Annotated in this window: 12 protein-coding genes and 1 pseudogene; 7 read left to right on the forward strand and 6 right to left on the reverse strand. The window is 31.7% G+C overall.

What is annotated here, in order from left to right; genetic code table 11:
• Nucleotides 1-40 precede the first annotated feature (40 nt).
• On the reverse strand, nucleotides 41-1,969 hold the full coding sequence (locus JV528_RS05215; RefSeq protein ID WP_000602047.1) for an ABC-F family ATP-binding cassette domain-containing protein: 1,929 nt from the start codon (nucleotides 1,967-1,969) through the stop codon (nucleotides 41-43).
• Between the two features lie 252 nt (nucleotides 1,970-2,221).
• Here JV528_RS05215 and JV528_RS05220 point away from each other — a divergent pair, with 252 nt between their 5' ends.
• The 7 genes from JV528_RS05220 (at nucleotide 2,222) to JV528_RS05250 (ending at nucleotide 9,704) form a co-directional block, all read left to right on the forward strand.
• Nucleotides 2,222-2,857, forward strand: coding sequence for a redox-sensing transcriptional repressor Rex (locus JV528_RS05220; RefSeq protein WP_001283611.1), 636 nt, complete (start codon nucleotides 2,222-2,224; stop codon nucleotides 2,855-2,857).
• Nucleotides 2,858-3,161: 304 nt separating this feature from the next.
• On the forward strand, nucleotides 3,162-4,241 hold the full coding sequence (locus tag JV528_RS05225; protein WP_000266892.1) for a YeeE/YedE family protein: 1,080 nt from the start codon (nucleotides 3,162-3,164) through the stop codon (nucleotides 4,239-4,241).
• A 59-nt stretch (nucleotides 4,242-4,300) separates the two neighbouring features.
• Nucleotides 4,301-4,525: a sulfurtransferase TusA family protein gene (locus JV528_RS05230; RefSeq protein WP_000581077.1), complete on the forward strand. Its 225-nt coding sequence runs from the start codon at nucleotides 4,301-4,303 to the stop codon at nucleotides 4,523-4,525.
• A gap of 208 nt (nucleotides 4,526-4,733) precedes the next feature.
• The gene (locus JV528_RS05235; protein ID WP_204177549.1) at nucleotides 4,734-5,984 is read left to right on the forward strand and encodes an ammonium transporter; all 1,251 of its coding nucleotides are present in this window, start codon (nucleotides 4,734-4,736) and stop codon (nucleotides 5,982-5,984) included.
• A 180-nt stretch (nucleotides 5,985-6,164) separates the two neighbouring features.
• Nucleotides 6,165-7,115: a LacI family DNA-binding transcriptional regulator gene (locus JV528_RS05240; protein ID WP_000790321.1), complete on the forward strand. Its 951-nt coding sequence runs from the start codon at nucleotides 6,165-6,167 to the stop codon at nucleotides 7,113-7,115.
• Between the two features lie 148 nt (nucleotides 7,116-7,263).
• Nucleotides 7,264-8,748, forward strand: coding sequence for a sucrose-6-phosphate hydrolase (locus JV528_RS05245; RefSeq protein ID WP_204177548.1), 1,485 nt, complete (start codon nucleotides 7,264-7,266; stop codon nucleotides 8,746-8,748).
• Nucleotides 8,745-9,704, forward strand: a complete 960-nt coding sequence (locus tag JV528_RS05250; protein ID WP_001253306.1) for a carbohydrate kinase family protein — start codon at nucleotides 8,745-8,747, stop codon at nucleotides 9,702-9,704. Before JV528_RS05245 ends, JV528_RS05250 begins: the two co-directional genes overlap by 4 nt.
• 187 nt (nucleotides 9,705-9,891) lie before the next feature.
• On the opposite strand, the gene JV528_RS05255 is transcribed toward JV528_RS05250, so the two are convergent.
• From JV528_RS05255 to agrB, 5 genes and pseudogenes are all read right to left on the reverse strand, one after another.
• Nucleotides 9,892-9,999, reverse strand: coding sequence for a hypothetical protein (locus JV528_RS05255; RefSeq protein ID WP_041204320.1), 108 nt, complete (start codon nucleotides 9,997-9,999; stop codon nucleotides 9,892-9,894).
• Nucleotides 10,000-10,070: 71 nt separating this feature from the next.
• Nucleotides 10,071-10,786, reverse strand: a pseudogene (gene agrA / locus JV528_RS05260) (quorum-sensing response regulator AgrA).
• An 18-nt stretch (nucleotides 10,787-10,804) separates the two neighbouring features.
• Nucleotides 10,805-12,097, reverse strand: coding sequence for a quorum-sensing sensor histidine kinase AgrC (agrC, locus tag JV528_RS05265; protein WP_031844950.1), 1,293 nt, complete (start codon nucleotides 12,095-12,097; stop codon nucleotides 10,805-10,807).
• 24 nt (nucleotides 12,098-12,121) lie between these two features.
• A complete protein-coding gene (agrD, locus tag JV528_RS05270) occupies nucleotides 12,122-12,262 on the reverse strand; it encodes a cyclic lactone autoinducer peptide AIP-I precursor (protein ID WP_001093929.1) in 141 nt (46 codons plus the stop codon).
• Complete coding sequence (gene agrB / locus JV528_RS05275; RefSeq protein WP_001105714.1) at nucleotides 12,259-12,828, reverse strand: accessory gene regulator AgrB; 570 nt, start codon at nucleotides 12,826-12,828, stop codon at nucleotides 12,259-12,261. The genes agrD and agrB overlap by 4 nt, the downstream gene beginning before the upstream one ends.
• Nucleotides 12,829-12,851: the final 23 nt, after the last annotated feature.

Raw genomic sequence — 12,851 nt, forward strand, 5'->3', positions numbered from 1 at the left:
TCTAACTATAGCGATTTTACAGTTAGAGTTATGTATATTTTTATAGTTTTTGTTGTAATTCTTCCCATTTAGACATAGCGTGTTCTAATTTTTGTTCGCTATCTTGTTTTTGGATAGCTAATTCGTTTGCTTTTTGTGGATTGTTATAAACTTCTGGTTGGGTTAATTGCTCGTCTATTTGTAAGATAGTAGTCTCTAAAGTTTCTATTTCATTTTCACACTCGGATATTTGTCGTTCAAGTTTACGTTGTTCACGTCTTTGTTCTTTTTGGTTATGATACGACGATTGTTCCATAGACTTTTCATGTGCTTGTACGTTAACTGACTGTTCTTCTTGGTGCGCTTTCAACGCTTCCGCTTCCTCAACTTTTTCAATGTAATATTGATAATCTCCTAAATACATCTTTCCGCCATCAATTGTTAAATCAAATACCTTGTTTGCTAATTGGTTAATAAAGTAACGATCATGGGAAACAAATAGTATTGTTCCTTCAAAATGTTGGAGTGCTTGCTCTAACATTTCTTTTGAATCTATATCGAGGTGGTTGGTAGGTTCATCTAAAATAAGTACATTGTCACGCTGCAACATAAGTAGTGCTAGTTGTAAACGTGCTTTTTCACCACCAGATAAATCATTAATTATCTTTTTAACATCGTCTTGTACAAATAAGAAACGTCCAAGAACTGCACGAATATCTTTTTCATTCATTAACGGATATTGATCCCACACATAATCTAAAATCGTTTTACTAGATTTAAATTCTGCTTGCTTTTGATCATAATAACCAATTTGTAAATTTGCGCCAAAAGTAATATCGCCATTAAGCGCTTTTTGTTGTTTAGCAATAGTTTTAATTAAGGTCGATTTTCCAATACCATTTGGCCCAATGATTGCTATATGATCGCCTTTAGAGACCTCTATACTGATAGGTTTGGTAATTGCAGTTTGATAACCGATTTCTAAATTTTTTACATGCATGACGTCATTACCTGTATTCCGGTCAAAACCAAATTGAATATTTGCACTTTTGGCATCTAACATTGGTTTATCAATGCGTTCCATTTTTTCTAAAATCTTACGTCTACTTTTTGCCATTCCACTTGTTGAAGCACGGGTAATATTTTTCTCAACAAAAGTTTCTAATCGTTTTATTTCTGCTTGTTGACTTTCATATTCTTGCATTCGTTTTTGATAATATAAATCCCGTTGCTGTATAAATTCCTCGTAATTACCAACATAGCGTTTGACATCACCTAAAGCCACATCATAAATTTGAGTAACTATTTTATCTAAAAAGTAACGATCATGGCTGATGATGACGATTGCACCTTTAAAATAACGTAGATAATCTTCAAGCCACTTTGTCGTTTCTAAATCTAAGTGGTTAGTAGGTTCATCTAAAAGTAATAAATCAGGTTCATTTAATAGCATTTGAGCTAAAGATAAACGTGTTTTTTGGCCACCGCTAAAATCATTGATAGGTTTATTGAAATCTTCTTCACTAAAATTTAACCCGTGAAGTACTGTTTTAATTTTACTTTCATATTGATATCCTTCTAATTGTTCAAATTGATTCGATAAAGATTCATAACGGGACATATGTGTTTTATATGTATCACTATCGTAATCATTTGCATGTTTTGATAACCAATCTGTTTCTTCTTTGATTAAGCTTTCCATTCGTTTAATATGTTCAAATGGTTTTGACATTTCTTCAAAAACTGTTGCATTAGAATTTAAAGTCATTTGTTGAGTTAAGTAACCTAGTTTTAAGTTTTTAATTTTTGACACATTTCCAGAATCATAGTTTTCAATGCCAGCTATAATTTTCATCAATGTTGATTTACCGGCGCCATTTCTTCCTACGATACCAATTCGTTCACCAGTTTTTACTTCAAAATCAACATCAGTAAATATATCTTCACCATCGAACGATTTTGATATATGATTGAGTTGTAAAAGTATCATTCGATCTTCACCTTTCGTCTTTCGCAAATTTTATTAACTTATGATAAAAGTCGTAATTATTACATTAATAACCATTTTACAGTATAAAACGCCGTCTTGAAACTAAGATATTTATTTTTAAAATTCAATAATGTATAATATTTAGGTATTCATTGTAATCAATTATTTGTTTTTTAATAATCTAACAATTACGCTCTAACTCGTTTGAATACATAGATATAATTCATTCAAACACGAAGGAGGAAATAGCGAATGAGTGACCAAGTTAAAATTCCTCGAGCAACTTTAAAACGTTTGCCGTTATATTATAGATTTGTCAGTTCATTAAAATCTAAAGGTATAGATCGTGTAAATTCAAAAGCGATTAGCGATGCGTTACAAATTGACTCGGCAACAATTCGTCGTGACTTTTCATATTTTGGCGAATTAGGTAAAAAAGGGTACGGATATAATATAGATAGTTTATTGGATTTCTTTAAATCTGAACTAAGCGAGAGTGACATGATCAAAATCGCAATTGTCGGAGTTGGGAACCTAGGGAAAGCTTTGCTCACATATAACTTTTCAATACATGACGATATGACGATTACAGAAGCGTTTGACGTAAAAGAAGATGTTATTGGCCAGAAAATAGGGAACGTTATTGTAAAAGATAACGATGAATTAATAACAACATTGAAGAAGGAAGAAATAGATGTTGTGATTCTAACTACACCAGAAATAGTTGCACAGAAAGTTGCAGATGAACTCGTCCAAGCTGGTGTGAAAGGTATTTTAAACTTCACTCCTGGTAGAATTAATACGCCTTCAGATGTGCAAGTACATCAAATTGACTTAGGTATAGAATTACAGTCGTTATTATTCTTTATGAAAAATTACAGTGAATAAATGTGATGTTAGCTTTGAATGATTAACCTTGTTATATCTTTAATTAATTATAGAACAGTCTGGGACTAAGTATGTCTCAGGCTTTTTCTGTTGTGTTTGAAAATGAAAGGGAAAACTGTTGTGTTGATAAATATAGTATAGGTTAATAAATTAACACGTAGAGATATAATGATGAATCGTAATTAATCGCATTTCTTATATGAACATAATATAAATATCAAAAATATTGTGTATGAGGTTGAAAACAAGAAAATCATCGCCTATAATACATGCTAAACTTATCGGAAATTAGGGGGTTAGGACGATGTGGATGATTTTTAGTGGCTTAATTGTCGGGGGACTCTTAGGTTTTGTGATGCAAAGAACAAGATTTTGTTTAACAGGTGGCTTTCGAGATATGTATGTGCAAAAGAATAATAAGATGTTCTATGCATTATTAATCGCTATTACTATTCAAAGTATAGGATTATTGATTTTGACGGCAACAGGTATTTTACAAATTCCTGCACATAGTTTTCCAATATTGGGAACAGTTATAGGTTCTTTTATTTTTGGAATTGGAATAGTATTGGCTGGAGGGTGTGCAACAGGTACTTGGTATCGCGCTGGTGAAGGGCTAATTGGTAGTTGGATTGCATTAGTATTATATGCTGTTACTGCAGCAATCACTAAAACAGGGATTTTAAAGCCAGTAATGGATAAAATTAATCAACCAACGAATATAAATAGTGATATGTCTCAAACAACTGGCATTCCGTTTTGGGGATTAGTCGTTATATTAACTATAATCACCATTTTTCTAGTTGTAAGAACACTCAATAATAAGAAAGTTCGAGTTGCTGTTCCAAAACTAAAGCAACGTTATACAGGTATTAGATATTACCTTTTCGAAAAACGATACCATCCATTTATTGCTGCAATTGCAATTGGACTTATCGCACTCTTAGCTTGGCCAATGAGTGCATCAACTGGAAGAAATGACGGTTTAGGTATAACAACGCCATCAGCAAATTTAGTACACTTTTTGATTACAGGTGAAACTAAATTTATTGATTGGGGTGTCTTTTTAGTTCTAGGAATTTTCATTGGTTCATATATTGCAGCTAGAGGATCAAGAGAATTTAAATGGCGATTGCCAGACAAGATTACAATACGAAACAGTGCTATTGGTGGCATATGTATGGGATTTGGTGCGTCAGTTGCTGGTGGTTGTTCTATCGGTAACGGTTTGGTTGAAACGGCAACGATGACTTGGCAAGGATGGATTGCGCTAGCATCGATGATAGTTGGGGTATGGACAATGAGTCATTTTATCTTTGTTCGTCCAATGAAAAAAGTACAACAACAATCTGCAAAGGTCCAACAGCAAACGCAAATAGTATAGAAGATTATTATGCAAATGATGTTGATCAAATAAAAGTGATTGGAAAAGGAGAAATAATTATGATACACGAATTAGGTACAGTAGGAATGGTATGTCCATTTCCGTTAATTGAAGCGCAAAAGAAAATGGCAACATTGCAATCTGGAGATGAATTAAAAATTGATTTTGACTGTACACAAGCGACGGAAGCTATTCCAAATTGGGCTGCAGAAAATGGATATCCTGTAACAAACTATGAACAAATTGATAATGCTTCATGGACGATTACAATTCAAAAAGTTTAACGTTATCATTTTAATAATAAAATAGATATTAGATTCTATGGCTACTTCCGCTACTTTAAAAGCGAGTAAGTAGTCTTTTTTGGTTTTAGTTCACGAAATTAATTTTATATAGCGTGATACATTTTATTCCAAAAGATGTAATAAAACTTTACGCATTTTTGCTTTTTATAAATTGTCAGATTATTATGAAAACAAAGGAGTGGTAAGTATGAATCTTAACGATACGATATTTATGTTTTTGTGTACATTATTAGTTTGGCTAATGACACCAGGATTAAGTTTATTTTATGGTGGGTTAGTTCAATCTAAAAATGCGCTAAATACTGTCATGCAAAGTATGGCAGCAATTGTGCTTGTTACATTTGTATGGATAACAGTTGGTTTTACAATTAGTTTTGGGAATGGGAATTTATGGTTCGGAAATTGGGAATATACTTTTCTTAATCATGTAGGTTTTGCGACTCAGGAAGATATTAGTCCACATATTCCTTTCGCTTTGTTTATGTTATTTCAAATGATGTTTTGTACGATTGCAATTTCTATTTTATCTGGTTCAATCGCTGAGAAAATGAAGTTTATTCCTTATTTATTATTCGTAGTAATATGGACTGCTCTTGTATACAGTCCAGTAGCACATTGGGTTTGGGGCGGCGGTTGGATTAACAAACTCGGTGTATTAGATTTCGCTGGAGGTACTGTTGTTCATATTACATCAGGTGTTTCTGGTTTAGTATTAGCTATTATGATTGGAAAAGGGAACAAATATTCTGAATCAACACCACATAATCTTATCATTACGTTGATTGGCGGTATATTTGTGTGGATTGGTTGGTATGGATTTAATGTAGGTAGTGCTTTTACATTTGATAATATTGCGATGCTTGCATTTACAAATACTGTCATTTCAGCCAGTGCAGGTGCTATAGGTTGGTTAATTCTAGAATATATTTTTAAAAAGACTACAAGTTTACTAGGATTATTACTAGGTGCATTAGCTGGTTTAGTTGTCATTACACCTGCAGCAGGATACGTGACATATCTAAGTGCAACAATCATGGCAATGATCGGCGGTATCTGTTGCTATATCGTTATTAATTACATCAAGGTAAAGCTAAAATATCATGATGCATTAGATGCATTTGGTATTCATGGTGTTGGTGGTATTATTGGTGCAGTATTAACAGCTTTTTTCCAAAGTAAAAAGGCAAATCCTGAAATTGAGAATGGCTTTATTTATACTGGTGACATACATATTATACTTGTACAAATATTATGTGTAACAGCAGTTGTAATTTTTAGTATCGTCATGACGTTTATTATTGCGAAAGTAATTAAATCAATTACACCATTATCTGTTACGGAACAAGAAACGAATATAGGATTAGACAAGATTGTTCACGGTGAACATGCTTACTTTGAAGGTGAGCTAAATAGATTCAATAAACATATTCGATATTAAAATATATACATAGAATATTCATTGTCCTGACATTTAACTAAAGGTTGATGTTGGGACATTTTGTTATACAAAAGTTTTATTTTGAAATCTTTTTATGAAAGAAGCAGAAATATTATTTAAAGCGGTTACACATATGCTAAAATAAGGCTAAGTGTCACAAATAATGATAGGTGAATAAGTATGAAAAATATATCTGATATTGCCAAATTGGCAGGCGTTTCAAAAAGTACAGTATCTAGATTTTTAAATAATGGATCTGTCAGTAAAAAAACAAGTGAAAAATTAACAAAAATTATAGCAGAACATGACTATCAACCGAATCAATTTGCTCAAAGTTTAAGAGCGAGACAAACACACCTTATTGGTGCCATTATACCTAGAATGAATTCATATGCAGTAGATGAAACAATCAAAGGATTGGCAAAACAATGCCAAAAATATGAATCACAATTAATTTTGAATTACACAGGATTAAATATCGAAGCAGAAATACAAGCGCTTGAAACATTAGCACGCAGTAAAGTAGATGGTATTGTTTTAATGGCTACAGACATAACAGAGAGACATATAGAAGTCATTAATAAAATGAATGTACCAATCGTTATTGTTGGTCAACAACATGAACAACTTCATAGTATTGTGCATGATGATTATAAAGCAGGTCAAATTATAGGTGAATGGATTGGTCAACAGGGATATCAACAAATTGAAGTGTTTAGTGTGAGTGAAAAAGATATTGCAGTTGGTATACATAGAAAACGTGGTTTACTTGACCAGTTAGCCAAATACCAAATTAAACCTAATATACATGAAACAAATTTTACTTATGTGGAAGCACAAAAAGATGTTGCAAATGTTTTGGAAAATGTGGAGCAAGTAGATGCGGTTGTTGGAGCAACTGATACGATTGCATTAGCTGCCTATAAATATTATTCTGATAAAAAAGATGTTATGAAACCACATCAAATATATGGTTTTGGTGGTGACCCAATGACACAATTAGTGTCTCCATCGATAAAAACAATTCATTATAATTATTTTGAAGCTGGCCAATGCGCGATGGAAGAGATACAACAGATGCTTAAAAAGCAAGATATGCCATATAGCGTCACAGTAGATGTTAATATTTAGACGCTGTATTTTTTAAAATAAATGTGGAACCGATACCATATAAGTATAAATGGATAGGTTAAAAGTTAAAGAACATAGGTAAAATTTGCTATAATAGAATATAAATTGTTAACAGCATAAATTATAAAAGGAGGACTGGGTAAATATTATGACCGAATGGACTAGAGAAGAACGTTATCAACGAATCGAGGATGTTGATACTGAGTATTTTAAAACATTAAAACAACAAGTTGATCAATCAAAATTTCGTCAACAATTTCATATACAACCAGAAACAGGTTTATTAAATGATCCCAACGGACTTATTTTTTATAAAGGGAAGTATTATGTTTCACATCAATGGTTCCCATTAGGCGCAGTACATGGTTTAAAGTATTGGTATAACTACACGAGTGATGACTTAATAAACTTTAAAGCTGAAGGGCCAATATTAAATCCAGATACTAAATATGACAGCCATGGTGTTTATAGCGGTAGCGCTTTTGAATATAACGGGCATTTATATTATATGTACACAGGAAATCATCGAGATAATCATTGGCAACGACATGCGAGTCAGATGATCGCACGATTGAAAGAAGACGGTTCAGTTGAAAAGTTTCCAAAGCCAGTAATTAGCCAGCAACCAGAAGGATATACGAGTCATTTTAGAGATCCTAAAGTTTTTAAATATGGTGAGAAATATTATGCAATCATTGGCGCACAAAATAATGATCAGCAAGGTCGATTATTACTTTATAATACTGAAGATATAATTAATTGGCATTATTTAGGTGAAATAAATCCAGAGTTAGATGATTTTGGATATATGTGGGAATGCCCAGATTACTTTAATGTAGATAATCAAGATGTCATACTTATTTGTCCACAAGGTATTGAACCAAAAGGCAATCAGTTCAAAAATATTTATCAAAGTGGTTATATACTTGGAAAGTTTGATATTGAAAAGTTAACTTATGAACATGAAAATTTTGTCGAGCTTGATAATGGCTTTGATTTCTATGCACCTCAAACATTTTTAGATGAAAAAGGCCGACGAGTACTAATTGGATGGATGGGGTTACCGGAAATAGAATATCCTACTGATAAAGAAGGATGGGCCCATTGCTTAACAATTCCTCGTGTATTAAATGTAGAAAATGGTCAACTTAAGCAACGTCCATATCCAGCGTTGGAAAAATTACGTCACAATAAAGAGACAGCATTAGGCTACGCAAATAAATTTACTCGAAAATTACATCCGTATGAAGGTAAACAGTATGAATTAATCATAGATATTTTGGATAATGATGCTACCGAAGTGTACTTTGAATTACGTACGTCTAAGACTTCTTCAACATTAATCGCTTATAACAAGCGTGAAAATAAAATAACATTAGATCGCAGCGACAGTGGTTTATTGCCTACAAATGTTGAAGGTACGACGCGTAGTACGATATTAGACACGCCATTAAAGCAATTACAAATTTTTGTTGATACATCTAGTATAGAAATTTTCTGTAATGATGGGGAACGTGTTTTGACATCTCGAATTTTCCCGACAGAAGACGCACTAGGTATTAAAACATCGACAGAATCAGGGCAAGTATATTTACAATTTACTAAATACGATTTAAAGGATGAACATAAATGAGACGTCTATTTTCAATAGGAGAAGCGTTAATTGATTTTATTCCAAATATTACAAATGCGAATTTAAAAGATGTTCAAACATTTACGAAGCAAATTGGTGGCGCACCTTGTAATGTAGCTTGTACAGTTCAAAAGTTAGGACAACAAGCGTATATGATTACACAATTAGGTAATGATGCATTTGGAGATAGCATTATTGAAACGATATCAAGTATTGGTGTAGATGTATCAAAAGTGTATCGCACTAATGAAGCAAACACTGCGTTAGCTTTTGTGAGTTTGACTGAAGCGGGTGAGCGAGATTTTTCTTTTTATCGTAAGCCCTCTGCTGATATGTTATTTGAACCAAGTTTTGTGAATGATATTGATGTGAATGAAAACGATGTAGTACATTTTTGTTCTGTTGATTTGGTCGATAGTCCGATGAGAAATGCACATTATCAATTGATTACCAAAACATTAAATGCAAATGGTACTGTCGTATTTGATCCTAATGTTAGATTGCCATTATGGGATAACGCTGAAGATTTAAGAAAAACTATTCATACCTTTTTGCCATTGGCGCATATTGTAAAAGTTTCAGATGAAGAATTAGAATTTATTACAGGTATTCATGATGAAAATGAAGCCATTCAATCATTATTTACAGGTAATGTTACTGTAGTCATTTATACGAAGGGAGCAGATGGTGCTGCCGTATATTTGAAAAATGGTATTAATCATTATCATAGTGGCTATAAGGTAAAACCTGTTGATACAACTGGGGCAGGGGATGCCTTTATTGGTGCAGTTATTAGCAGGATTTTAGCAACCGATGTGTTAAATTTAACACAGTTATTTGAAAATGAAGGTGAGGAAATTTTAGCGTTTAGCAATCGCGTTGCTGCAATAGTGACAACGAAGTATGGTGCTATTAATAGTTTGCCAACATTACAAGAGGTTGAACAAGCATTTTAAATAATTCATTTATAAAACAGTGTAGGAAACAAGTTGAATCTTGTGCTACACTGTTTTTTTAAACAAAATAAGATTCACGGGGTAGGAAATTGTAGCATTTTATTTAAGGAAACTGTCGATTTCAAATTTAGTACATTTTGTTAAAAATTGCGCCATAGGATTGTAGAGTGAAATAGAAATTGATAAATTATGTAGTAATAGGAATAGGTATACAAAGAAACGTTACATCATTTTTTAATTCACGCGTCATATTTAATTTTGTTATTAAAATTAAAAAGCCAGCTATACAGTGCATTTGCTAGTTATCTTGTTAAAATCCAACAAGATTTACAATTGAATACGCCGTTAACTGACTTTATTATCTTATTATATTTTTTTAACGTTTCTCACCGATGCATAGCAGTGTTCTTTATTTTTAAAATAGACAATTCGCTCTTTCGAATCTATAGATTCAATATTATGGCGATTGACGACAAAGCTATTATGACATCTAAAGAAACGATCATCTAATTGACTCAGTTCTTTTAAATTACCATAAAATTCAATTTGACGGTTATCTAAATGGGCAATGAGTCTGTGAGATTTTGTTGATGATTCAAAAACATAATATCATCATATTGAACATACACTGAATTACTGCCACGTTTTAATTCAATCGTTTCAACGCTATTATCTTTAGACAACAATTGTAAGCGTGTATGTGCAGTTTCTAAACAGTCTATAATTCGAGTTCTTAATTCAGCTGGATCATCTTTAAAAATAAAATCCATCGCTGCAACTTTGTAGACAAAAGTTAAATAGGTAAGTTCACTGTGACTCGTAACAAATATAATGTTACCAACGGGGTCATGCTTACGAATTTCACTGCCTAATTTGATACCATTAATATCAGTTGAAAGTTGAATATCTAAAAAGTAACAGCCTATGTCATTCATATTTTTAGCTTGCTCAAGCACCTCATAAGGATTATCAGTTGCGAGGGCAATTTCCATAGGCTTTTCTTCTATCATTATATAATTTTTAATAATGGTAACCATGTTTTCTCTTTGTTTTGGATCGTCTTCGCAAATGAAAATTTTCATACATTCACATCCTTATGGCTAGTTGTTAATAATTTCAACCTTTTGAATAAAGAAACCATTCTCGATAATTGTATCTAATAAGACATTGTCTGCATTATCAGCAATTTCTTTTAAAGTTGATAGACCTAAACCACGACCTTCACCTTTAGTAGAAAAACTTTCTTGGAACAATTCATGAATACGTGGTATATCATCTGCACATTTATTCATAACAATAAACGTTACTGAATTTTCGCTTTCAATAAATGCAACTCGAATGATAGGATCATCAATTTCAGTTGATGCCTCTATTGCGTTATCAAGAATAATACCAATACTGCGACTTAAATCAATCATATTCAAATTAATGTGAGTTACTTCATCTGGTATTTCAATACTAATCGGTATACTCATTTCTTGTGCACGTAAAATTTTAGCAGTGATTAAGCCTTTAATTTCACGTACTTTAAGATTCTCAATACCATTTAACTTAATAGCGTTCATTTGTAAGTTATCTTTCATTGGCACTATATTTTTATTGAAATAGTCACGTAGACCAGGCATGTCATCTTCTCGAATGTATTCTGAAAGTGTCGTTAAGATATTGACATAATCATGTCGGAACTTGCGCATTTCATTATTAATTGCTTCAATCTTTAATGTGTATTCGTAATAGGTCTCAATTTCTTCTTGATTTCGTTTGTATTTCATCTCTTTAAGGAGAAATTGTGAAATAACAAATGTTAATATACTTAAAAATATAGTGATTCCAATAAAAATAAAAGAATACTGCCTTATTACTTTAGCTTCATCCGAGTTTATTTGAGAATAAAAGAAAAACAATGAAAAAGTAAGCAGTAGAATGGTTGAAATAACTATTAAAAAACCTTTGTTTAGTATTAGATATGATGTGCTAATCTTTTTGAGAACTCTATTTATTATATAAGAAAATAGCAAGCTGATTGTAACATAAATAGCAAGAAAGCTTGGAAATATTACTAATATACTATCAGAAATTTTGGTAACATATGCATAAATTACTATATACATGTAGTTAGCACAGTACAAAATAATTTGCGAAGCCATAATCAACAAAATAGAATACCATTTGATTTTGACGAAATACAATATAATTATGAATGAAGTTAATATTATTAGGGATGCGCTATCAAACATTTTATATAAAAATAACGATAATGACGTAATTACTATAATAAAAAAATAATCAAGTTTACTATATTTGATTCCACTTATTAAAGCGGGTATTGTAAACATTAATATCATTTGAGTTACTACGAATAAAACAAAATTATAACTATTTAATGTTTCCACCTACTATCACACTCTCTATTTAAATTATTCGTGTAATTGTGTTAATTCTTTTGGTACTTCAACTTCATCCATTATGAAGTCACAAGTACTATAAGCTGCGATGTTACCAATGTTTTTTAAAATCCCAGTAATAAAATCAAAAAATAAGTTAAATAATGTATTCATTTTAAGTCCTCCTTAATAAAGAAAATAGGTAATAATGTAATAGCTTCTATTATGATGCCTAATTGAATGAATTGGGCAAATGGCTCTTTGATGATAAGTGTGATAATGAAAAAGGTTGAACTAACAATAATCGCATAATATTTTTTTCGTTTAATAAGTCGCACAGGAATGGGCTTCTTTTTAGTTGCTGCAGGAGCATATACTGAGATTACACCTAAAGAAATAACTGTTAAAATAATCATAATTAATGGATTAATATGAAAATTTACTATTACTAAAGGTAAGAGTATAAATAATAAAATACTTTCCACATAGCACCAAAAGGAAGAAGGTGCATGTGCACCATGTGCATGTCTTCTTATTAAGTAAAATGTTAAATTCGTAATTAACGTAAATAGAAAAATGTTTAAAATATAGGCAAGAGTATACATAACAATTAATTTACCTATATTTTTAGCTAAGACCTGCATCCCTAATCGTACTTGCAAAAATTGAATATGATCTAAGTTATTTCTCTTTTGAAGATACGTGGCAAACTGGTCAATTTTATTATCAAAATAATTCAATTTTACACCACTCTCCTCACTGT

The sequence above is a fragment of the Staphylococcus sp. GDB20D11A genome (assembly GCF_016893255.1).
GTDB classification, from domain to species: Bacteria; Bacillota; Bacilli; order Staphylococcales; family Staphylococcaceae; genus Staphylococcus; species Staphylococcus aureus.

Bases quoted from the DNA above. Each gene is read 5' to 3' on its own strand.
- JV528_RS05215 (WP_000602047.1), bottom strand. From the start codon at position 1,969: ATGATACTTTTACAACTCAATCATATATCAAAATCGTTCGATGGTGAA.
- JV528_RS05220 (WP_001283611.1), top strand. From the start codon at position 2,222: ATGAGTGACCAAGTTAAAATTCCTCGAGCAACTTTAAAACGTTTGCCG.
- JV528_RS05225 (WP_000266892.1), top strand. From the start codon at position 3,162: ATGTGGATGATTTTTAGTGGCTTAATTGTCGGGGGACTCTTAGGTTTT.
- JV528_RS05230 (WP_000581077.1), top strand. From the start codon at position 4,301: ATGATACACGAATTAGGTACAGTAGGAATGGTATGTCCATTTCCGTTA.
- JV528_RS05235 (WP_204177549.1), top strand. From the start codon at position 4,734: ATGAATCTTAACGATACGATATTTATGTTTTTGTGTACATTATTAGTT.
- JV528_RS05240 (WP_000790321.1), top strand. From the start codon at position 6,165: ATGAAAAATATATCTGATATTGCCAAATTGGCAGGCGTTTCAAAAAGT.
- JV528_RS05245 (WP_204177548.1), top strand. From the start codon at position 7,264: ATGACCGAATGGACTAGAGAAGAACGTTATCAACGAATCGAGGATGTT.
- JV528_RS05250 (WP_001253306.1), top strand. From the start codon at position 8,745: ATGAGACGTCTATTTTCAATAGGAGAAGCGTTAATTGATTTTATTCCA.
- JV528_RS05255 (WP_041204320.1), bottom strand. From the start codon at position 9,999: ATGCACTGTATAGCTGGCTTTTTAATTTTAATAACAAAATTAAATATG.
- agrD (WP_001093929.1), bottom strand. From the start codon at position 12,262: ATGAATACATTATTTAACTTATTTTTTGATTTTATTACTGGGATTTTA.